This window comes from Actinoplanes derwentensis (assembly GCF_900104725.1).
Lineage (GTDB): Bacteria > Actinomycetota > Actinomycetes > Mycobacteriales > Micromonosporaceae > Actinoplanes > Actinoplanes derwentensis.
The window spans coordinates 6,141,262-6,160,204 of the sequence record NZ_LT629758.1 but is presented as its reverse complement, the minus strand read 5'-3'; the positions used below and the strand labels follow the sequence as shown (position 1 = coordinate 6,160,204).

The 18,943-nt window shown below is 69.1% G+C and carries 25 protein-coding genes and 1 riboswitch; of the genes, 10 read left to right on the top strand and 15 right to left on the bottom strand.

What is annotated here, in order from left to right; translation table 11 throughout:
* Window positions 1-2: 2 nt before the first annotated feature.
* Entirely contained in the window at window positions 3-590 is a 588-nt protein-coding gene (locus BLU81_RS26935; protein WP_092547281.1) for an ECF transporter S component, read from the bottom strand.
* Window positions 591-664: 74 nt separating this feature from the next.
* A riboswitch (TPP riboswitch) is annotated at window positions 665-769 on the bottom strand.
* 57 nt (window positions 770-826) lie between these two features.
* Here BLU81_RS26935 and BLU81_RS26930 point away from each other — a divergent pair.
* Together BLU81_RS26930 and BLU81_RS26925 are read left to right on the top strand one after the other, a co-directional pair.
* Window positions 827-1,642, top strand: a complete 816-nt coding sequence (locus BLU81_RS26930) for an alpha/beta fold hydrolase (RefSeq protein WP_092557686.1) — start codon at window positions 827-829, stop codon at window positions 1,640-1,642.
* A 31-nt stretch (window positions 1,643-1,673) separates the two neighbouring features.
* A complete protein-coding gene (locus BLU81_RS26925; protein WP_092547279.1) occupies window positions 1,674-2,183 on the top strand; it encodes a DUF6328 family protein in 510 nt (169 codons plus the stop codon).
* Here BLU81_RS26925 and BLU81_RS26920 read toward each other — a convergent pair.
* From BLU81_RS26920 to BLU81_RS26890, 7 genes are read right to left on the bottom strand one after another with little or no spacing between them, the layout of a single operon-like run.
* Window positions 2,163-2,771 (bottom strand): hypothetical protein, encoded by a 609-nt coding sequence (locus BLU81_RS26920; RefSeq protein ID WP_092547277.1) that lies wholly within the window; start codon window positions 2,769-2,771, stop codon window positions 2,163-2,165. The two genes, BLU81_RS26925 and BLU81_RS26920, sit on opposite strands and share 21 nt — an antisense overlap.
* Before the next feature lie 16 nt (window positions 2,772-2,787).
* The gene (locus tag BLU81_RS26915) at window positions 2,788-3,189 is read right to left on the bottom strand and encodes a Fur family transcriptional regulator (protein WP_092547275.1); all 402 of its coding nucleotides are present in this window, start codon (window positions 3,187-3,189) and stop codon (window positions 2,788-2,790) included.
* Window positions 3,186-3,485, bottom strand: coding sequence for an ArsR/SmtB family transcription factor (locus tag BLU81_RS26910; protein WP_092547273.1), 300 nt, complete (start codon window positions 3,483-3,485; stop codon window positions 3,186-3,188). Before BLU81_RS26910 ends, BLU81_RS26915 begins: the two co-directional genes overlap by 4 nt.
* A gap of 30 nt (window positions 3,486-3,515) precedes the next feature.
* A complete protein-coding gene (locus BLU81_RS26905) occupies window positions 3,516-4,382 on the bottom strand; it encodes a metal ABC transporter permease (protein ID WP_092547272.1) in 867 nt (288 codons plus the stop codon).
* Window positions 4,382-5,167, bottom strand: coding sequence for a metal ABC transporter ATP-binding protein (locus BLU81_RS26900; protein ID WP_092547270.1), 786 nt, complete (start codon window positions 5,165-5,167; stop codon window positions 4,382-4,384). The genes BLU81_RS26905 and BLU81_RS26900 overlap by 1 nt, the downstream gene beginning before the upstream one ends.
* A gap of 5 nt (window positions 5,168-5,172) precedes the next feature.
* Window positions 5,173-6,105: a metal ABC transporter substrate-binding protein gene (locus tag BLU81_RS26895; RefSeq protein WP_092547268.1), complete on the bottom strand. Its 933-nt coding sequence runs from the start codon at window positions 6,103-6,105 to the stop codon at window positions 5,173-5,175.
* A gap of 49 nt (window positions 6,106-6,154) precedes the next feature.
* The gene (locus BLU81_RS26890) at window positions 6,155-6,406 is read right to left on the bottom strand and encodes a DUF6703 family protein (RefSeq protein ID WP_307833830.1); all 252 of its coding nucleotides are present in this window, start codon (window positions 6,404-6,406) and stop codon (window positions 6,155-6,157) included.
* 34 nt (window positions 6,407-6,440) lie between these two features.
* Here BLU81_RS26890 and BLU81_RS26885 point away from each other — a divergent pair, with 34 nt between their 5' ends.
* The 3 genes from BLU81_RS26885 to BLU81_RS26875 all read left to right on the top strand — a co-directional run bounded on the left by BLU81_RS26885 (window position 6,441) and on the right by BLU81_RS26875 (window position 8,742).
* Window positions 6,441-6,782, top strand: coding sequence for an antibiotic biosynthesis monooxygenase family protein (locus tag BLU81_RS26885; protein WP_092547266.1), 342 nt, complete (start codon window positions 6,441-6,443; stop codon window positions 6,780-6,782).
* 16 nt (window positions 6,783-6,798) lie between these two features.
* Window positions 6,799-7,293: a hypothetical protein gene (locus BLU81_RS26880; protein ID WP_092547265.1), complete on the top strand. Its 495-nt coding sequence runs from the start codon at window positions 6,799-6,801 to the stop codon at window positions 7,291-7,293.
* 69 nt (window positions 7,294-7,362) lie between these two features.
* Complete coding sequence (locus tag BLU81_RS26875) at window positions 7,363-8,742, top strand: glycine--tRNA ligase (protein WP_092547263.1); 1,380 nt, start codon at window positions 7,363-7,365, stop codon at window positions 8,740-8,742.
* Window positions 8,743-8,746: 4 nt separating this feature from the next.
* Here BLU81_RS26875 and BLU81_RS26870 read toward each other — a convergent pair whose 3' ends face one another.
* The gene (locus BLU81_RS26870; RefSeq protein ID WP_231953528.1) at window positions 8,747-9,235 is read right to left on the bottom strand and encodes an XdhC family protein; all 489 of its coding nucleotides are present in this window, start codon (window positions 9,233-9,235) and stop codon (window positions 8,747-8,749) included.
* Window positions 9,236-9,489: 254 nt separating this feature from the next.
* Here BLU81_RS26870 and BLU81_RS26865 point away from each other — a divergent pair, with 254 nt between their 5' ends.
* From BLU81_RS26865 to BLU81_RS26855, 3 genes are all read left to right on the top strand, one after another.
* Complete coding sequence (locus tag BLU81_RS26865; protein ID WP_197685992.1) at window positions 9,490-10,065, top strand: hypothetical protein; 576 nt, start codon at window positions 9,490-9,492, stop codon at window positions 10,063-10,065.
* Between the two features lie 109 nt (window positions 10,066-10,174).
* Window positions 10,175-11,254, top strand: a complete 1,080-nt coding sequence (locus BLU81_RS26860; protein WP_092547259.1) for a DUF2786 domain-containing protein — start codon at window positions 10,175-10,177, stop codon at window positions 11,252-11,254.
* Between the two features lie 80 nt (window positions 11,255-11,334).
* A complete protein-coding gene (locus BLU81_RS26855; protein ID WP_092547257.1) occupies window positions 11,335-12,318 on the top strand; it encodes an arabinan endo-1,5-alpha-L-arabinosidase in 984 nt (327 codons plus the stop codon).
* Here BLU81_RS26855 and BLU81_RS26850 read toward each other — a convergent pair.
* A complete protein-coding gene (locus tag BLU81_RS26850; protein ID WP_092547255.1) occupies window positions 12,315-13,199 on the bottom strand; it encodes a tetratricopeptide repeat protein in 885 nt (294 codons plus the stop codon). The genes BLU81_RS26855 and BLU81_RS26850 overlap by 4 nt on opposite strands.
* A gap of 102 nt (window positions 13,200-13,301) precedes the next feature.
* On the opposite strand from BLU81_RS26850, the gene BLU81_RS26845 reads away from it, so the two are divergent.
* Complete coding sequence (locus BLU81_RS26845) at window positions 13,302-14,375, top strand: SPFH domain-containing protein (protein WP_092547253.1); 1,074 nt, start codon at window positions 13,302-13,304, stop codon at window positions 14,373-14,375.
* The gene (locus tag BLU81_RS26840; RefSeq protein WP_092547251.1) at window positions 14,372-15,430 is read left to right on the top strand and encodes a hypothetical protein; all 1,059 of its coding nucleotides are present in this window, start codon (window positions 14,372-14,374) and stop codon (window positions 15,428-15,430) included. The genes BLU81_RS26845 and BLU81_RS26840 overlap by 4 nt, the downstream gene beginning before the upstream one ends.
* Here the strand turns inward: BLU81_RS26840 and dusB are convergent.
* The 5 genes from dusB to BLU81_RS26815 form a co-directional block, all read right to left on the bottom strand.
* Window positions 15,427-16,545, bottom strand: a complete 1,119-nt coding sequence (gene dusB / locus BLU81_RS26835) for a tRNA dihydrouridine synthase DusB (RefSeq protein WP_092557680.1) — start codon at window positions 16,543-16,545, stop codon at window positions 15,427-15,429. The genes BLU81_RS26840 and dusB overlap by 4 nt on opposite strands.
* A 62-nt stretch (window positions 16,546-16,607) precedes the next feature.
* Entirely contained in the window at window positions 16,608-16,928 is a 321-nt protein-coding gene (locus BLU81_RS26830) for a hypothetical protein (protein WP_092547249.1), read from the bottom strand.
* Between the two features lie 11 nt (window positions 16,929-16,939).
* Window positions 16,940-17,311: a hypothetical protein gene (locus BLU81_RS26825; RefSeq protein ID WP_092547247.1), complete on the bottom strand. Its 372-nt coding sequence runs from the start codon at window positions 17,309-17,311 to the stop codon at window positions 16,940-16,942.
* 45 nt (window positions 17,312-17,356) lie between these two features.
* Window positions 17,357-17,845 (bottom strand): roadblock/LC7 domain-containing protein, encoded by a 489-nt coding sequence (locus BLU81_RS26820; RefSeq protein ID WP_092547245.1) that lies wholly within the window; start codon window positions 17,843-17,845, stop codon window positions 17,357-17,359.
* Window positions 17,846-17,897: 52 nt separating this feature from the next.
* Window positions 17,898-18,917: a MarR family transcriptional regulator gene (locus BLU81_RS26815; RefSeq protein WP_231954824.1), complete on the bottom strand. Its 1,020-nt coding sequence runs from the start codon at window positions 18,915-18,917 to the stop codon at window positions 17,898-17,900.
* Window positions 18,918-18,943: the final 26 nt, after the last annotated feature.

Genomic DNA, 18,943 nt, shown 5'->3' with positions numbered 1-18,943 from the left:
TCTTAGATGGTTGCCCGTTCCCGGCCAGCGCCGAACCTGTCCAGCACCCCGGTCGGGGTCAGCGCCCGGACCAGCGCCCAGGCGCCGAGCCCGGCCAGGATGGTGCCGCTGACCACGGTGAGCAGCGCGTACGGCACCCGGTACGACCACAGCGCGGTCTCCGAATTCCAGGCGAAGAAGTCGAAGAGAGCCGCACTCGCCCCGGTCAGCGCACCAGCCAGCAGAGCCGCCGGCAGGTTGAAGGTGCGGTAGAACAGGACCGCGAACGCCAGCTCGGCGCCCAGGCCCTGGACCAGGCCCTGCGGGATGACGGTGGCACCCCACGCGTTGCCGAGCAGCGCCGACACGATGGCCGCCACCAGCTCGGTGTAGAGGGCGGCGCCTGGTTTGCGGACGATCAGCCCACCGAGGACGGCCGGGATCAGCCACACTCCGTAGAGCAGTGTCTGCGCCGGGGGGAAGAAGGCGAAGGCGCCCTCGGTGACCGACCAGACCGTGTTCCAGGCCCAGAAGATCACGCCGAACGCCACAGCGATGACGGAGGCGACGACGATGTCTATCGTTCGCCACCGGTTCGGGTTGGTTGTCATGAAACGCCTCCCAGCGGGTACCGGGAGGAGACGCACGCCGTGGCCCCCGGGCGACGGTGCCCGGGACACGACGCGGCTGGAGAAGACCGAACTTCCTGCGCTGGCATTACCCAGATCAGGTGCGAGGGTCTGCGGATTTACCCGCACTCTCAGCGCTGTGCGCTCCCCTGTCGGATTACATTTGCTGCGGTGACCGTAACACCTGGTAACGGGTGGGTACAGGAGGGGATCACGTGATCGAGGTCAAAGCTCGCGGACTGACATTCGACGTCCACGAGGGCGGTCCACAGGACGGGGATCCGGTGCTCCTGCTGCACGGATTTCCGCAGGATTCCCGGGAGTTCGACCTGATGGTGCCCCGGTTGCACGCGGCCGGGCTCCGGACGTACGCGCTGGACCAGCGTGGCTGTTCGCCCGGCGCACGGCCTGCTGAACCGGCCGCGTACACGATGGGCTCGGTGACCGCCGACGCGGTGGCCGTCCTCGACGCGCTCGGGGTGGAGAAGGCGCACGTGGTCGGCCACGACTGGGGCGCGCAGGTCGGCTGGCAGCTCGCCGCCCGCCACCCGGAGCGGGTGCGGACCCTGACCGCGATCTCGGTGCCGCACCCGAGAGCGCTGGCGCTGGCGTTGCGGCTCCGGACCAGTCAGAGTGCCCGGCTCGCCTACTTCAGCGTGTTCCGTTCGCCGGTGGCCGAACGGCTGCTGCTGGCCCGGCACGGGATGATGCTGAAGGCGATGCTGCGGCCGATCGGGATGCGCGCCGAGCAGTACATCGCGGCGATGCGCGAACCGGGCCGGCTCACCGGCGGCCTGAACTGGTACCGGGCGTTCAACGGTGACGACGTCGCCAACCTGGGCGTGGTGAACGTGCCGACCACGTTCGTGTGGAGTGACAAGGACCCGGTGATCGGCCGGACCGCGGTGTTGCGCACCCGGGACTGGGTGGACGCCGACTACCAGCTGGTGGTGATGCGCGGAGTCAGCCATTGGGTGCCCGAACAGGCCCCCCGTGAGCTGGCCGAAGTGGTGCTGGCACGGATCGGCGTTTGACCATGGGGTGGTTCGGGGAATTCGGCGCGGCATGGCGGTCGATACCCACTCCCCCCGTGAGACCGAGAAGCAACGCTGGGACCGCAACTTCGCGGATCTCCTTCAGGAGCTGCGCGTCGCGCAGACCGGCGTGCAGATCCTCTTCGCGTTCCTGTTGACCCTGCCGTTCAGCAGCGGCTTCCCGAACACCACCGATTTCCAGAAGGACACCTACGTGGTGGCGCTGATCAGCGCGGCGTTCGCCACCGCGATGATCATCTCGCCGGTGGCGTTCCACCGCGCGCTGTTCCGGCAGGGCCGCAAACCCGAACTGGTGCGGTACGCCCACAAGATGGCCACCGGCGGTCTGGCCTTCATGCTGATCGCGATGACCACCAGTGTCCTGATGATCACCGACTATCTGCTGGACTGGAAGTGGGCGATCCCGCTGACCGTGCTGACCGGCGGCTGGTTCCTCACCTTCTGGGCCGTCCTGCCGTTCGCCCACCGTGAGTGGGGCGACGACGATGACGACGATGACTCAGCGGCGGCGGTGTCGTAGCCCCAGTCTGCGCAGTTCCAGATCGGCCAGGGCGGTGACCGCGGCCGGATCGCCGGAGCGCCAGCTCTGAGCGATGTCCGGCCCCAGTTTCGCCAGGTCGGTCAGGGGCTGCGAGGCCAGTGCCCGCAACGCCAGCAGATCCTGCCCGGCCGGGTTGTCGCGGACGGCCGCCGCGACCCCGGCCCGGCGGATCCAGCGCACCCGCAACGGCAACCACAGGAAGAGCACCAGAGCCAGCGGTACGGACAACGCGATCGCCGGCAGGATAAGCGCCAGCTGAGCCACGAACTCCTGCTGGTCGTGACCGGCCTCGGCGATCGACCGGGCGGCGTCGGCGGCCCCGGTGAACGGTTTGGTCAGCTCGTCACCGACGAGCGGAACCCGCCCCACCTTGCCGCTGGCCTCGGCCAGGTTGGCGGCGATGCCGCTGCCGGCGCTCTCCAGTTTCTGCCCGGGAACGGCGAGCTGCTCCACCGTGTCGTGGATCCACAACGCCACCCGGATCCACAGGTAGACCCAGAGGACGACGGCGATGTCGGTGAGAAGCTGGCGGAGGGCGACGGGTACGCGGTCGGCGTAGAACTTCACCCCCGAAGCGTCGCACTCACTGCTTCGCGGCGCACTCCGGGCATGTCCCGAAGATCTCCATGGTGTGCGAGACGTCCACGAACCCGTGCTGACCGGCGACCTTGTCGGCCCACGACTCCACAGCCGGCCCGGCCACCTCGACGGTCCGCCCGCACGAGCGGCACACCAGATGGTGGTGGTGGCCCTGGCTGCAGCGACGGTAGAGGTGCTCGCCACCCGGCGGCCGCATCACGTCGATCTCGCCGGCGTCGGCCAGCCCCTGCAACGTCCGGTAGACGGTGGTCAGCCCCACCCGCTCGCCCCGGTCACGCAGCATCGCGTGCAGGTCCTGTGCGCTGTGGAAACCCTCGGTCTCGGCGAGGACCGCGCTGACCGCACTGCGCTGCTTGGTGTTGCGGATCGTGGTATCGGCGTTCACTGTCGGCTCTCCCTGGCGTGGCTCACGGCGTCGGCGACGATGTGCGCGACGTGTTCGTCCACCAGGGAGTATGCGATCTCCCGGCCACGCCGGACACCCCGCACCACACCGGCTCCGCGCAGCACCCGCAGGTGCTGGGAGACCAGGGGCTGCGGAGCGCCGAGCTTCTCCACGAGATCGTGCACACAGCGCTCACCGACACCCAGCTCGACCACGATGGCCACACGGATCGGCGCCGAGAGCGCGCGCAGCAGCGCCCCCGCCGATTCGTACGCTTCGTAGCCGGTGGTCGTCATCGTTGCGACAACGGTACAGCCACCCGGACGTCAAGCATGCAGCACGACATCCGGTGGCTCCGAGGTCACCGGAGAGTCACCGCGCCGTCGCCGCAGCCGCCGCAGCGCGGAGCCGCCGACGGCGGTCCCGACGAAGATCGCCAGGGCCAGCAGCACCGTGGTCGCACCGGGTGCGGTGTCCGCCTCCGCCGACACCAGCACCCCGGCCCCGGCGGCGCCCACCCCGATCAGCATCCCCAGCGTCATCGTGCTGCGGAAACCACGGGTCACCTGCTGGGCCGCGGCGACCGGCACCACCATCAGGGCCGAGACGAGCAACAGGCCGACGGTACGCATGGCGATGGTCACCGTCAGCGCGGTCGTCACCGCCAGCATGATGTTGAGGGTCCGCACCGGCAGGCCGCTGACCTTCGCGTACTCCTCGTCGTTGCAGAGTGCGAACAGCGCCGGCCGGAACACCAGCATCGCGGCCACCACCACCGCGCCCAGCCCGCCGATCACCCACAGATCCTCCGCCGAGGTGGTCAGCAGGGAGCCGAACAGGTACTGCATCAGGCTGGTGCTGCTGTCCTCGGAGAGGCCGACCAGCAGCACCCCGCCGGCGATACCGCCGTAGAAGAGCAGGGCCAGGGCCAGATCCCCGGAGGTACGGCCACGCTCCCGGATCAGCTCCACCCCGACCGCGCCCACGATCGACACCAGAACCGCCGTCAGCACCGGGGACGTGCCGGTCAGCAGGCCGACACCGACGCCGGTGAGGGCCACGTGCCCGATGCCGTCCCCGATCAGCGACAGCCGCCGCTGGACCAGGTAGATGCCGAGCGCCGGGGCGGCCAGCCCGATGATCAGGGCGGCGATCAGGGCCCGCTGCATGAAGGGGAGTGCGAGCAGTTCCATCAGTACGCCTTCGTCCCTTCGGTGGGCGCCCACTCGCAGATCGCGGGCTTGATCTCCTCAGCGTGCGGATGCAGATGCTCGTGGTCCGGTTCGGCGTGATGCCCGGCCGGCTCCGGGGGAGTGCCCTCGTGCGCGATCCGCCCGTCGTGCACCACCACGGCCCGCCCGATCAGCGGCCGCAGCGGGCCCAGCTCGTGCAGGACCAGCAGGATGGTGCCGCCGTCCCCGGCGAACCGGGCCAGTGCCCCGGCGAACGCCTCCTGACTGGCCGCGTCGACTCCGGCGTTCGGCTCGTCCAGCACCAGCAGGTCCGGCTTGCCGGCCAGCGCCCGGGCGATCAGGGTGCGCTGCTGCTGACCGCCGGAGAGAGTGGCCACCGGGTCGTCGATCCGGTCCAGCAGGCCGACCGCGTGCAGCGCCTCGCGTACCGCCGCCTTGTCGGTCCTACCGGGGAAACCGAAGACGCCGCGCCGGGCCAGACGGCCCGACGCGACGACCTCACCGACGCTGGCCGGCACACCGCTGCCGGCGCCGAGTCGCTGTGGCACGTAACCGATCCGTTCCCACTGCCGGAACCGTTTCTGCGGGGTCCCGAACAGCTCGATCCCGCCGCGCAGGGTGGGGACGAGACCGAGGATCGTACGAATCAATGTTGATTTGCCCGAGCCGTTGGCGCCGAGGACCGCGACCACGTCGCCTGCGGTGACCCTCAATGACACGTCCCGCAGGATCTCGCGGCCGTCGTATCCGGCGGCGAGGTGTTCGGTCTCGACGACAAAGCTCATTTTGTTTACTTACACTCCAGACCCAGCTTCAGTGCGGTCAGGTTGGCACGCATCACCGAGAAATAATCCGCTGACGCGTCGGTCAGGCCCTCGATGGGGTCGAGAACCGCGGTCTGCGCCCCGACCTCCTTGGCGATGGTCTCCGCGACCTTGGGGCTGACCAGGGTCTCGAAGAAGATCGTGGTGGTGCCGTGCTCCTTGGCCTCGGCGGCCACCGCGGCCAGGCGCTGCGGCGACGGCTCGGTCTCCGGGTCGATGCCGGTGATGCCGATCTGGGTCAGCTCGTAGCGGCTCGCCAGGTAACCGAACGCGCTGTGGCTGGTGACCAGCTCGCGGCGGGCGCAGTCGGCCAGCCCGGTCTTGAACTCGCCGTCCAGGGTGGTCAGCTCGGTGCGCAGGGTGGCGGCCCGGGCGGTGAAGTCGGCCGCGTGGTCCGGGTCGGCCTTGCCGAGACGCTCGGCCAGCTTGTCACCGATGGTGGCCAGGCGCTCCGGGTCCAGCCAGACGTGCGGGTCGTTCGGGCCGTGCTCCTCTTCCTCGGCGTGCTCCGCGCCCTCTTCCTCGGCGTGGTCGTCGGCCTCGGCGCGCGGGATCATCTCGATCACCGAGGTGGCGTCGAAGGCCCGGTCGCCGCCGTTCTGCTTCACCGCGTCGTCCACGGCCGGCTGGAAGCCGTTCAGGTAGACGATCACGCCCGCGTCGGCGACCTCGCCCACCTGGCTGGCGGTCAGCTCGACGTCGTGCGGCTCGGCGCCCGGCTTGGTGAGGGTGGAGACGCGGACGGCCTCGCCGCCGATCCGCTCGGAGAGGAACTGGAGCGGGTAGAAGGCGGTGACGACGTCGAGCTTGCCGTCGTCCCCGTTCGCCGAATCGCTGCAGCCGGCGAGGGCGGAGGTCAGGAGCAGGGCGGCGGCGGGTACAGCGAGGCGGCGCATCATGTCAGCAACTCTGGCCGATAATGAGAATGATTGTCAAAGCCGCATGAGTTCACAGGGTCTTCGATATCGCCGCCACCATCAGCAGCAGGAGCAGGCCGGACCGGACCACCCGAGTGATCGGCGACTGCACCCTCCAGGTCGTGAACGTGAGCCTCGCCAAGCCCGCGACCAGCGCGAACAGCACCAGCGCGCCGATGATCCCGGGCAGGAACAGGCCGGCCAGCAGCCATGCCAGCGCCACCATGAAAGCGGTGGTGGGGTTCACACGCGCAAGCCGGTGAAAGAAGGCCGGTGGTGTCACAGAAGCTCCTGTCCGGTGTGCGTACCCTCGTCACATGCTGGTGCTCAACCGCTTCTCGGTCCCACCGGAAACGCTCGACGGTTTCCGGGATCAAGCACATGCCGCGCTCGCCGCGCTGGCACGCACCTCCGGGTACCGTTCCGGCCGGCTCGCCCGCGCCCTGGAGGACCCGGCCGGCTGGACCCTGATCACCGAATGGGAGTCCGTCGGAGCCTACCGGCGTGCCCTCGGCGCCTTCGACGTGAAGGTGCACGCCACCCCGCTGCTCGCGCTCTCTCTCGACGAGCCGTCCGCCTTCGAGGTCCTCGCCGAAGCCGAGCCCGGCGGGGAGGTCACCACCACGGCGAGCGACCGGGCCGCCGAGCCCTGGCGCTGAACATTAGGCTGGAGACATGAGTCTTCCTCCGCCTCCCGCACCGCCGCCGGGCCCGGGTGTGCACCCGCCGTTCCCGGCGCCTCCGGTCGAGGGGCGCGGCAAGCGCATCGGCACCACGGTCGCCATCGTCGCGGGCATCTTCGTGCTGGTCTGCGGCGGCGGCGCGATCGCCGGCGGCGGCTTCCTCACCGCCTTCAGCAGCGCCCTCGACGAGCAGGCCGACGTGGTCGTCAGCCGGTACCTCGACGACCTCCAGGAACGCGACTTCGACGGGGCCTACCGGCAACTCTGCGAGGACGCCCGGATCGACGAGACGCAGACCGACTTCGCCGCGCGGATGCAGGACTTCGAACCCTTCGAGTCGTACGTGGTGGGCGACCTCTCCCTCGGGGTGCGGGTCTCGGTGCCGGTGCAGCTCGTCTACGCCGACGGCGACCGGGCGCGCGTCGACGCCGACCTGACGCAGAACACGTCGACAGGCAAGTTCGAAGTGTGCGGTCTCGAAGAGTAATCTCGCTTTTCGTCCTGATAACCCACTGATTTCCCCGCCGACACCCAGCCGGCGCAGGAGGAGATTCACATGCCTGCCGACCGTATCGACAGCGTCGTCAGCCTGGCCAAACGCCGGGGCTTCGTCTTCCCCTCCAGCGAGATCTACGGAGGCACCCGCTCGGCCTGGGACTACGGTCCGCTGGGCGTGGAGCTGAAGGAGAACGTCCGCCGGCAGTGGTGGAAGACCATGGTCCAGCAGCGCGACGACATCGTCGGCCTGGACTCGGCGGTCATCCTGTCGCGTGACGTGTGGGCCGCCTCCGGTCACCTCGACGCGTTCGTCGACCCGCTGACCGAGTGCCAGTCCTGCCACAAGCGGTTCCGGGCCGACCACCTGGAAGAGGCGTTCGAGGCCAAACACGGCAAGGCCCCCGCCTCGCTCCAGGAACTGAACTGCCCCAACTGCGGCAACAAGGGCACCTTCACCGAGCCGAAGATGTTCAACGGCCTGATGAAGACCTTCCTCGGCCCGACCGAGAGCGCCGACGGCATGCACTACCTGCGGCCCGAGACCGCCCAGGGCATCTTCGTCAACTACAACAACGTGGCGACCGCGGCCCGCAAGAAGCCGCCGTTCGGCATCGCCCAGGTCGGCAAGAGCTTCCGCAACGAGATCACCCCCGGCAACTTCATCTTCCGGACCCGCGAGTTCGAGCAGATGGAGATGGAGTTCTTCGTCCCGCCGGGCAGCGACGAGCAGTGGCACGAGTACTGGCTGCAGGAGCGCTGGAACTGGTACCGCGACCTCGGCCTGTCCGAGAGCAACCTGCGGTTCTACGAGCACGCCCAGGAGAAGCTCTCGCACTACTCGAAACGGACCGTCGACATCGAGTACCGCTTCCAGTTCGGCGGCACCGAATTCGCCGAACTCGAAGGCATCGCCAACCGCACCGACTTCGACCTGACGACGCACTCCAAGCACTCCGGCGTCGACCTGAGCTTCTTCGACCAGGAGAAGGGCGAGCGCTGGGTGCCGTACGTCATCGAGCCCGCCGCCGGCCTCACCCGCGCGGTGCTGGCCTTCCTACTCGAGGCCTACGACGAGGACGAGGCGCCCAACACCAAGGGCGGCGTCGACAAGCGCACCGTGATGCGCTTCGACCCGCGCCTGGCCCCGGTCAAGGTCGCGGTGCTGCCGCTGTCGCGCAACCCGGAGCTGTCGCCGAAAGCCCGCGAACTGTCCGCGAACCTGCGCAAGCGCTGGGTCGTCGAGTTCGACGACTCGCAGGCCATCGGCCGTCGCTACCGTCGCCAGGACGAGATCGGCACCCCGTTCTGCGTCACCGTCGACTTCGACACCCTCACCGACAACGCGGTGACGGTGCGCGACCGCGACACCATGAAGCAGGAGCGGGTCTCCCTCGACCAGATCGAGGACTACCTGATCAAGCGCCTGCCCGGCTGCTGATCATCTAAAAAACGAAACCGCCCGGACGGTCGTTCCGGTCCGCGATCAACCCGGCCAGGGTCGCCACGGCGATCTCGGCCGGGGTCCGCGAACCGATGTTCAGGCCGACCGGGCGGTGCACCCGCGCGATCTCCGCCTCCGGCACGCCCAGGTCGCGCAGCGCCGCCACGTGCGGCCCCTCGGCGCGCGGATTACCCAGAATGCCGATCCACCGCGACTTCCCGGTCAAGGCCTCGCGCAGCAGCGCCCCGATCTCGGCCTCGGACCGGTGATGATCGGTCAGCAGGATGTCGGTGTGCTCGTCCGGCTCCGCCGCCATCAGATCACTGACGAAGGTGTCCCCGTGCGGCCGCGGAGTCCCGGCGAGCCGCGTCGGATCCGGTTCCACCAACACGGTTCGGTACCCCAGTTCGATCCCGAACCGGAACAGCATCTCCGCCACCGGCGACGCGAAAACGGCGATCAGCCGCCGCGGCCCTGATTGCTCACTCACCCCACCGACTCTGCCAGACGCATCCCGAAGAACAAGCCCGCCGCGTCCGAAAAGGAGCGCCGCATGAGGCAACTGGTCTGGCGACTAGTATAGTCGCAAGCAATAACCCCGGCAGCATGCCTGAGGCAGAGGCGACCGGGGTCTTCGCTTCGAATACTAGCAGCCGCAGACCGGGGAAACGGTGCCTGATGTCCGAGTTCGAGATCCTTCGGCAACGCTTTTCGCCCGAAAGAATGGCGCCTTACCTCGCCGCTATGAACGGGGATCTCGGTGCCGCGTTAGACCTCTACTCCTGGAACGCGGGAGTGTCCGCGGCCCTGGGTGAGACCATCGGCCATGTAGAGGTGGTACTGCGGAACGCTCTGCACGAGCGGTTGTCGGCCTGGTCCAGACAGCGCTTTCAGGAGCCGAGGTGGTACCTGGTTCGCGGGCTGGGACTGCAGGAACGCGCAGTCGACGACATCCGGGCCGCGCGGACACGAGTCGCCCGGAGCGCCAGGCCGGAGACGCCGGGGCGGGTCGTGGCCGAACTCGGCCTCGGCTTCTGGCGTTTCCTTCTGGCCAATCACTATGACGGCACACTGTGGCGGCAGACACTGCATCGTGCTTTTCCGGGCCAGGCCCAGCGCCGGGTCATCCATGACGGAGTCGCCGTGCTGCATCTGTGCCGCAATCGCCTGGCGCACAACGAACCGATCTTCAACCGCCCGGTCGCCGACATCCACGCCACGGCTCTCGGCGTCGCGGGCTGGATCTGTCCGGTGAGTCAGGGGTGGATCCAGCACCACTGCCGTACGGTCGACTGTTTCGTGCAGCGACCCCGGCCGTGAGCCTCGGCGCCTGCCGGACCCGTGCGGAGAAGGGGCGAGCCGGTCAGGGAGGTGCCGCTGCACACTCCGGGGGCCGGATCTGCGGGGTCGGCAACTACCATCTCTGGTCATGAGCGCCCGGGACATCATCGAAAGGGTGCGGTCTGGTTCCCTCGACCATGAGGACGCACTGGACATCCTGACCGGGACGGCAGCGGCCGAGGTCGACGCGGCGCTTGCCGGGGTGCTGGGTGGGGAGTTCGAGCGGCTCTTCAGCAACGGCTGGCAGCCTGTCGAGCTGTACCGGACCGTTGCCCGGCTCGGGAACCCGATTCAGGCGCGCCTGGTCGCGGACGGGGCCGGGGACTTCCTGCGGGACCGGACGCCCGTCGACGAGCGGTGGCGGGCGCAGGCGGAGTCGCTGCGTACCGCGGGGGAAGGCCGTAAGCCGGACCGGATCGCCGTCCTGGACGCCACGCTGGCGCTGATCGCCGAGACGCGGCGGCTGCCGGCCATCGAGATCCTGATCCCGCCGCCGGGGACCCCGCTCAAGATCGTTCAGCACCACTCCGACCAGCGGATCCTCAACCGCGTGCGGGCGTTGCTGGCGAAAGCGGAGGGCACCGAGTTCCCGGCCGAGGCGGAGACCTACAGCGCCAAGGCGCAGGAGCTGATCGCCCGGTACCGGATCGAGGAGGTCACCGCCCCGGCGGTGGACGTGGTCCCGTTCGCGCGGCGGATCGGTGTGGACCACCCGTACGAGAGTGAGAAGGCAGGCCTGCTGGACGCGGTGGCACGGGCCAACACGTGCCGCACGGTCTGGTCGCAGGACCTGGGGTTCAGCACGGTCTTCGGCTTCGACTCCGACATCGACGCGGTCGAGTTGCTGTACACGTCGTTGCTGGTGCAGGCGAACCGGGCGATGGTGCGGGACGAGAAGAACGTACGAAAGGCCAGGTTGAAGCCTTTTCGGCGGTCGTTCCTGGTGGCGTACGGGGTGCGGATCGGGGAACGGATGCGGCAGGTGGTCGAGCAGGAGATGACCGGCCACAGCGATCTGCTGCCGGTGCTGCGCAGTCGCGAGGTCCAGGTCGACAAGGCGATGGACAAGGCTTTCCCGCGTACGGTCCGGGTGCGCGGCAGCCGGGTGGAGAGCCTGGAAGGGTGGGAATCCGGGCGGGCCGCCGCCGACGAGGCGAATCTGCGCTGACGGCCGCGGCAGAACAGGCAACCTTTCCGGCCCCGGAGCACACCTATCGGCAGTCCCCCTGTCGAAAGGCGATCTCGTCCATGCCATCGCGTCTCCGTAAGTTCCTTCTCGCCGCGACCACCGGCCTGCTGGCCGTGTCCGCCAGCGTGTACGGCCTGACCAGGGCTGATGCCGCGACCTATCCGAACCCGGGGGTGGTGACCGGGTCGACGTTCGCGCACGATCCGACGATCGTGAAGAAGCCGGGCGGCGGCTACATCCTGGCCTACACGGCACCCGGTATCGGGCTGACGACGTCGGCGGACCGGACCAATTTCGTGGCCGCGGGGCAGGCGTTCCCGAACGGCACCCCGTGGGCGGACGCCTACACCGGTGGTGACACCAACCTGTGGGCGCCGGACATCTCGTACCGGGGCGGGAAGTACCTGATGTACTACTCCGCCTCCACGTTCGGCTCCAGTAAGTCGGCGATCTTCCTGGCCGGCAGCACCACCGGCGCGGCCGGCACCTGGTCGAACTACGGCAAGATCGTGGAGAGCACCACGAGCAGCGGTTTCAACGCGATCGACCCGAACCTGACGGTCACGCCGTCGGGCGAGTGGTGGCTCAGCTTCGGCTCCTTCTGGAGCGGCATCAAGATGATCAAACTGAACCCGTCGACCGGCAAACGGGCCGACACCACGATCCATCACCTCGCCGAGCGGTTCGTGAACAGCAAGTCGATCGAGGCGCCGCACATCTACTACCGCAACGGTTACTACTACCTGTTCGTGGCCTTCGATCTGTGCTGCAAGGGCGCGTCCAGCACCTACCGGACCATGGTCGGCCGGTCCGCGAGCATCACCGGACCGTACAAGGACCGAGCCGGCACGCTGATGACCGCCGGTGGCGGCACCGAGATCCTGGCCTCGCACGACGCGGTGTACGGCCCCGGCCACCCGGCGGTCTTCGCCGACGGCGACCAGGACGTGCTGGCCTACCACTACTACACGGCGGCGGGCGACGCGCGGCTCGGCGTCAACCTGCTGAGCTGGAGTTCGTCCGGCTGGCCGACGGCCTTCTAAACAGCCGTCCCCCGGCCCCAGTCGTCGACGACCGACCAGATCGTCTGGTGCCGGTCCTGTTCCGGGGTCGGCCAGCTACCGGTCCAGGTGTTCCGCGACGCCGGTCCGCCCCGCTCGTGCGACCAGCCGTGAGCGGGGCGGAGCCCGGCGGCCTCGTCCGTCCGGCCGGCCCGTTCCAGCAGGGTGAACAGCGTCAGCCGGATGACCTCCCGGCTGGCCGGCAGAGGTTGCCCCGGAACCGCCGGGCCGGTCGTCATATGCTGGTGGAGCAACTGTTCGCCCTCGGTGGTACGCCCCCTGACCTGCATCATCAGGGCCAGAGCGGAGATGGCGTAGTCGTCGTAAGGGTAGCCCCGGAGCAATTCCTCGGCGTCGTCGTAGCGGCCGGCGGCGGTCAGCACCTTGATCGTCCACATCGGGTGCTGGAAGAAGGAGACCCGGGGACCGGCGAGACGGATCGACTCCCGGAGGTACGTCACCGCCTCGTCGAGCCGGCCGGCCTCGGCCATCCGTGAGGCGCACTTCCCCAGTTCGTCCGAACCGGCCGGGAAACGGGTGACCATGGCCAGCTGGAATTCGGCGGCGTCGAGCCGCTCGTTGTCGGAGAGCCGAGACGACTGGTGCACGAGTTCCCTCAGCTGCTGTTCCGTGGTCCGTGCCGCCAGCTCGTCACGGGCCCGGACCAGGTCGTCCATCCGGCCCTGATCGGTGAGCAGGGCACTCAACAGCGGCCAGGCCCGGATGTCGCCCTGTTCCAGCCGCTGCCGGAGCATCGGTTCGCCCTGCCGTTCGGCCTCGGCCAGATTCCACGGGCGGTCCCACTCGGGCCGCGGGGCCGGCACCGGTGTGGGCGAGAGGAGCTTCTTCAGGCGATCCAGCATTCGTACGATCCTAGGCGGCCGTCGCTTTTACCTGGTGAGCGTGAGTCTGGGGGCCGATTGGTACGGTCGAGCGCGCACCGATGATCGAGCGAAGGAGCCGGCATGAGCCTCTGGGACAAACTCAAGGGTGAGCTGGTCGACATCATCGAATGGCTGGACGACAGCCGCGACACGATCGTCTGGCGCTTCCCGCGCTACCAGAACGAGATCAAGATGGGCGCCAAGCTCGTCGTGCGTGAGTCGCAGACCGCGGTGTTCGTCAACGAGGGCCGGGTCGCCGACTGGTTCGCGCCCGGCACCCACACGCTGACCACGCAGAACATGCCGATCATGACGACGCTGAAGAACTGGCGGCACGGCTTCGACTCGCCGTGGAAGGCCGAGGTGTACTTCGTCAACACCCGGCTGTTCACCGACATGAAGTGGGGCACCCAGAACCCGGTGATGGTGCGCGACCCCGAGTTCGGGGCGGTCCGGCTGCGCGCGTTCGGCAGCTTCGCGATGAAGGTCTCCGACCCGGGCCGGCTGCTCAGTGAACTCGTCGGCACCGACCCGCAGTTCCGTACCGCCGAAGTGCACGAGTTCCTGCGGCAGCTGGTCGTCAGTCACCTGGGCAGCGCGCTCGCCACCGCGAACGTGCCGATGCTCGACCTGGCCTCCAAGCAGCTCTCCATCGGCAAGACCCTGTCCGAGGTGCTCACCGTCGAACTGGCGTCCAGCGGCATCGCGATCCCCAAGTTCGTCATCGAGAACATCTCGGTGCCGCCCGAGGTCGAAGCCGCCCTCGACAAGCGCACCTCGATGGGGGTGATCGGCAACCTGGACACCTACACCAAGTTCCAGACCGCCGAGGCCATCGGCAACGCCACTGGTGGCAGCGGTGACGCCATCGGGCTCGGGCTCGGCATGGCCGCCGGTCAGCGGGCCGCGCAGTCCCTCAACCAGCCTTCGGTGACGCCGCCGCCTCTTCCCGCCGGTGACTGGTTCGCGGCCATCGGCGGGCAGCAGCAGGGGCCGTTCGACGTGGCCACCCTCACCGCGCACGCCACGTCCGGCAGCCTGGACCGCAACACCCTGGTCTGGCGGGCCGGCCTGGCCGCCTGGACCCCGGCCGGGCAGGTCACCGAGCTGAGCAGTGTCTTCGCGTCCGTTCCGCCCCCGCTCCCGCCGCAGTGACCCAGTACCCGTGCTCCTCGTGCGGAGCCAACGTCGAATACGCGCCCGGCACCACGGTCCTCAAATGCCCCTACTGTGGCGCCGAGACCCCGATCGCCGCCCCGGAGCGGGCGGTCCGCGAACACGCCTACGAGCCGTTCGTACGGCTGCCCCGTAAACCGATCGCCACCCTGGCACCGCACACCTTCACCTGCAAAGGCTGCGGCGCGGTCACCCAGAGCGACAAGATCTCCGATCGCTGCCAGTTCTGTGCCGCGCCGCTGGTCGCCGACGTCACCTCCGGCGACCAGGTGGTGCCGGAGGCGGTGCTGCCGTTCGCCCTCGACCGCAACGCCCTGCGGGAGGCGCTGCGCAAGTGGGCGGCGTCCCGCTGGTTCGCGCCGAACAGCCTGAAGAAGGTCACCGAGGCCGAATCGGCGCACAGTTCGTACCTGCCGCACTGGACGTACGACGCCGGAACGGTCTCGCGGTACCGCGGTGAGCGCGGCGAGCACTACTGGGTCACCGAGACCTACCAGGACAACGGCGAGACCAAGACCCGGCAGGTACGCAAGACGCGCTGGTACCCGGCCGGCGGCACGGTGTCCCGGTTCTTCGACGACGTGCTGATCGTGGGCACCGGGCGGGTCATGCCGGACCATCTGCACAAGCTGGAGCCGTGGCCGCTGCCCGAGGCGCAGCCGTACCGGCCGGAGTTCCTGGCCGGACACGAGACCCTGCGGTACGAGGTCGAACCCGAAGCCGGCCTGGAACACGCCAAAGCCCGGATGGCCCCGGTCATCGAACGCGACTGCAGGAACGACATCGGCGGCGACGAGCAGCGGGTGCATCAGGTCGCCACGTCGTACCACGAGGTCACGTTCAAGCTGATGCTGCTACCGGTCTGGATCATGTGTTACCTGCATGCCGGGCGCACGTTCAACGTGATCGTGAACGGGCGCACGGCCGAGGTGGCGGGCGAGCGGCCGTACAGCGCGGTGAAGATCGCTTTTGCGGTGATCGTCGCGCTGCTGGCGATCGCTGCCGCGGTTGTCGCTTACCGGATGAACCGTTAGCCGCCGGACTCGTCGGTCTCCGCGCCCTCCGGCACGGTCTCGTCGTCGCGGCTGTCCAGCCAGCCGTGCGGCAGCGTCACCCGGCCCGGGGCGTTGACCCGGCCCCGCGGCTGACCCAGCGCGTCGGCCGGGAACGGGATCGACGGGTCCAGCTTGGCGAGCAGGTCGTCCAGCTCGGCCAGTGAGGAGATCATTGCCAGGCTGCGGCGCAGATCGCCGCCGACCGGGAAACCCTTCAGGTACCAGGCGACGTGCTTACGGAAGTCGGCACAACCGTGCTTCTCGTCCTCCAGTGCCTCCACCAGCAGTTGCGCGTGCCGGGCCAGGATCTTGCTGACCTCACCGAGGGTCGGCAGCACCGGCTGGTACGCGGCACCCCGGGTGAACGCGGCCTCCAGGTCGGCGAACAGCCACGGCCGGCCCAGACAGCCCCGGCCGACCACGACACCGTCGCAGCCGGTGTGCTCGACCATGCGCAGGGCGTCCGAACCCTCCCAGATGTCACCGTTGCCGAGCACCGGCACGTCCAGGGCCTGCTTCAACGTGGCGATCGCGTCCCAGTCGGCTTTACCGGAATACCGCTGCTCGGCGGTGCGAGCGTGCAGGGCCACGGCGGCCACACCCGCCTCCTGGGCGGCGAGCCCCGCATCCACGTACGTCAGATGGTCGTCGTCGATGCCCTTGCGCATCTTGATCGTGAGCGGGATCCCGAACGGTTTCGCCGCCGCCACCGCCTGGCTCACGATCCGCCCGAACAGCCGGCGCCGCCACGGCAGAGCCGACCCGCCACCGCGCCGCGTCACCTTCGGCACCGGGCACCCGAAGTTCAGGTCGATGTGATCAGCGAGGTTGTCCTCACCGACCATCCGGACGGCGGCCGCCGTCACATCCGGGTCCACCCCGTAGAGCTGAAGACTCCGGAAGCCCTCGTCCTCAGCAAAGGTGATCATCTTGAGCGTCTTCGGAATCCGCTCCACGAGCGCCCGAGTGGTGATCATCTCGCAGACGTAGACCCCACCACCCTGCTCCCGGCAGAGCCGCCGAAAAGCCACGTTGGTGATCCCCGCCATCGGAGCAAGAACAACAGGCGGTCGTACGGCGTGGTCGCCGAGCATGAGCGGTGCAGTCACACGCTCTAGCGTGACACGCCCGGCCCGGCGACCTCGAATCGCCCGCTCTACCGACCGTCTTCGCGGTCGATCAGCGTGTGCAGCAGTCCGATGATCTGCTCGTCCCGATCTTTGGCGAGATGCATGTCGATGGTGAGACCGGAGAGCGCCAGGCCGTGTTCCTTGTGCATCGCGGTATGCCTGTCGAGAGTCGCGGTCACCTTCTCGAACATCGCGGTGTGCTTGGCGAGCGTCTGAGTGTGCTCCGACTGATTCTGAGCGATCGCCTTGATGGGCTTGAGCTGGACGCGCATGGCCTCACCGAGGTCGGACTGGTAGCGGGGGCGGGGAGGGCGGTGCGAGCCCTCCCCGCCGGGGGTGGCGGTCACGCCGTAGCGGGTCAGACGTCGAGGTCGTTCTCGATGCGGCGGAGTTGGTGCCGGGCCATCGCGAGGTTCGCGCGGTCGCGGCGCAGGGCCACGTACAGGAACAGGCCCTTGCCGGAGCGGCTCGTGAGGGGCCGGATCATGTGGTACTGCGAGTCCAGGGTGATCAGGATGTCCTCGATCTTCTCGGACAGGTTCAGCATCTCCATCGCCCGCAGCTTGGCCCGGACCACGTCGGTGTTGCCGGCGGCGGCGACCGTCAGGTCCAGTTCCTTGCCGCCGCCGAGGGTGCCGAGGGCCATTCCGCTGGTGTGGTCCACGAGCGCGACGCCGATGCAGCCGTCGATCTCCATGATTTCCTTGAGTGCGGTTTCCATGTCGGGCATGGGAATCTTCCTCCGTTATCGGGTGGGATGGTGTGTCAACAAGGGTCAGCCGGTCGCTTGGCGGCGGCGGACCACGTTCGGCAGGGTGGCCATCGGGGTCCGCCGGGCCAGCGGAGTCGACGGGCCGGCCTGGGTGGGGATCTCGGGGCGCAGGTAGGGCGCGGTCTCCAGGGCGAGGACCCGGATCAGGCGGCGTACGCACCGGCGGGCCTCGAGGTGGACCATGGCGAGGTTGGCGTTGCCCGAGGTGACCACGGTGAGCAGTGCGTTGGGCCCTGCGGTGTAGGACGTGATGTAACCGCCGTCGCATTCGACGACGGATTCCCGCAGGTCACCGTGGTTGACCGCGTGCGCGAACCGCCGGGCCAGGGCCAGGTGGGCCGCGGCCAGTGCGGCCAGCGTGTCCGGTTCGATGCCGTGCGAGTCGTGTGCGATGACCAGCCCGTCGGCGGTGGCGAGGACGCTGCCGGACAGCTCCGGCACCCTGCTGCGCAGGCGACCGAGTTCCTCGAGTACCGCCGGATCCACCGTCACTTCTCCTCGCTCCTTCGTCTGAGAGCCTTCGGCTGAGAGGGGGGTGCGCGCGTCACCGCAGTGCCCTCAGTGCGGTGCGAATGCGTTTGAGCAGGACCTCGTCGGTGCCCTGGTGCACGGGCGGGCTCTCGCCCGCGACCTCTTTCGGCAGTTTCGCGCCGGGTTTTCGGCGGGCCAGCCGTGGCCGGTTCGTCCCGGCGTTCTGGTCGGGCGGCGATGCGACCGCCGGTGGTGGGACCGCGGGCGCGATCACCGGTGGGTCCGGCGGGTTCCGGGCCGGTGGTGCCGGCCCGGCGATCACCGGTGGGCTCACCGGCGCCACGGCGGGCCGCCCCAGGGGTGCCGAACTGCCGCGCGGGTGCGGGAGCCGGACGAACTCGTGTGTCTCCGGCGCCCGTTCCGCGGGTTGTTCGATCAGCCCGGCCGCGGCCATCCGGCGTAGTTCCTGGATGATCGCGTACCCGGCCCGGCCGAGGAGTTGCGCCAGGTCGGCGGGGGTGCGCTGACCGTCGGCGTGCACCAGTAGCTCCCACTGCGGGGCGGTGATCGTGACCCGGGCCCGCGGTGGCCGGGGCACCGGGATGACCGGTGCCACGTCGATCCGCGGGTTGGGGAAGATCTCGTCGAGCAGCTGGATCCGGCGCCGTACCTCGTGTTCGACGGCGGCGGCGTCGATGTGCACGACCTGACCGAGCCAGTGGGTGGCGCCGGTCCGGAATTCGGCCGGTGCGGACCGTTCGGACAGGACGAAGTACGCCGCGTCGTAGGTCGAGCCGAGCACACACAGCTCCAGCTCGCCCTGGGTGAGGTGACCCTGTTCGACCAGCAGACGGCCGACCCGGGCGGTCGAGCCGCCGATGTCGAGCGCCTGCTGCCAGGTCCGCCCGGCCAGCCGCCCGGACGAGGTGAGCAGTTCACCCACCCCGGGGGCGGCCGGCGATTCGGCGTACATGACCCGGCCCTCGACGACGTAGACCGCACCGCCGGGATGACCGCCGACCACCAGGGCGCCGGTCTGCCGCGCGTCGGAGGCCTCGAGAAGCAGGTCTCCGGGCGCTGCCGCGGTCCTCATCGGGGCCACCGATCGCTCCTTCACGG

Bases quoted from the DNA above. Each gene is read 5' to 3' on its own strand.
- BLU81_RS26935 (WP_092547281.1), bottom strand. From the start codon at position 590: ATGACAACCAACCCGAACCGGTGGCGAACGATAGACATCGTCGTCGCC.
- BLU81_RS26925 (WP_092547279.1), top strand. From the start codon at position 1,674: ATGGCGGTCGATACCCACTCCCCCCGTGAGACCGAGAAGCAACGCTGG.
- BLU81_RS26910 (WP_092547273.1), bottom strand. From the start codon at position 3,485: ATGACGACCACCGGCTACGAAGCGTACGAATCGGCGGGGGCGCTGCTG.
- BLU81_RS26905 (WP_092547272.1), bottom strand. From the start codon at position 4,382: ATGGAACTGCTCGCACTCCCCTTCATGCAGCGGGCCCTGATCGCCGCC.
- BLU81_RS26900 (WP_092547270.1), bottom strand. From the start codon at position 5,167: ATGAGCTTTGTCGTCGAGACCGAACACCTCGCCGCCGGATACGACGGC.
- BLU81_RS26895 (WP_092547268.1), bottom strand. From the start codon at position 6,105: ATGATGCGCCGCCTCGCTGTACCCGCCGCCGCCCTGCTCCTGACCTCC.
- BLU81_RS26885 (WP_092547266.1), top strand. From the start codon at position 6,441: ATGCTGGTGCTCAACCGCTTCTCGGTCCCACCGGAAACGCTCGACGGT.
- BLU81_RS26880 (WP_092547265.1), top strand. From the start codon at position 6,799: ATGAGTCTTCCTCCGCCTCCCGCACCGCCGCCGGGCCCGGGTGTGCAC.
- BLU81_RS26875 (WP_092547263.1), top strand. From the start codon at position 7,363: ATGCCTGCCGACCGTATCGACAGCGTCGTCAGCCTGGCCAAACGCCGG.
- BLU81_RS26865 (WP_197685992.1), top strand. From the start codon at position 9,490: ATGAACGGGGATCTCGGTGCCGCGTTAGACCTCTACTCCTGGAACGCG.
- BLU81_RS26860 (WP_092547259.1), top strand. From the start codon at position 10,175: ATGAGCGCCCGGGACATCATCGAAAGGGTGCGGTCTGGTTCCCTCGAC.
- BLU81_RS26855 (WP_092547257.1), top strand. From the start codon at position 11,335: ATGCCATCGCGTCTCCGTAAGTTCCTTCTCGCCGCGACCACCGGCCTG.
- BLU81_RS26850 (WP_092547255.1), bottom strand. From the start codon at position 13,199: ATGCTGGATCGCCTGAAGAAGCTCCTCTCGCCCACACCGGTGCCGGCC.
- BLU81_RS26845 (WP_092547253.1), top strand. From the start codon at position 13,302: ATGAGCCTCTGGGACAAACTCAAGGGTGAGCTGGTCGACATCATCGAA.
- dusB (WP_092557680.1), bottom strand. From the start codon at position 16,545: ATGCTCGGCGACCACGCCGTACGACCGCCTGTTGTTCTTGCTCCGATG.
- BLU81_RS26825 (WP_092547247.1), bottom strand. From the start codon at position 17,311: ATGCCCGACATGGAAACCGCACTCAAGGAAATCATGGAGATCGACGGC.
- BLU81_RS26815 (WP_231954824.1), bottom strand. From the start codon at position 18,917: ATGAGGACCGCGGCAGCGCCCGGAGACCTGCTTCTCGAGGCCTCCGAC.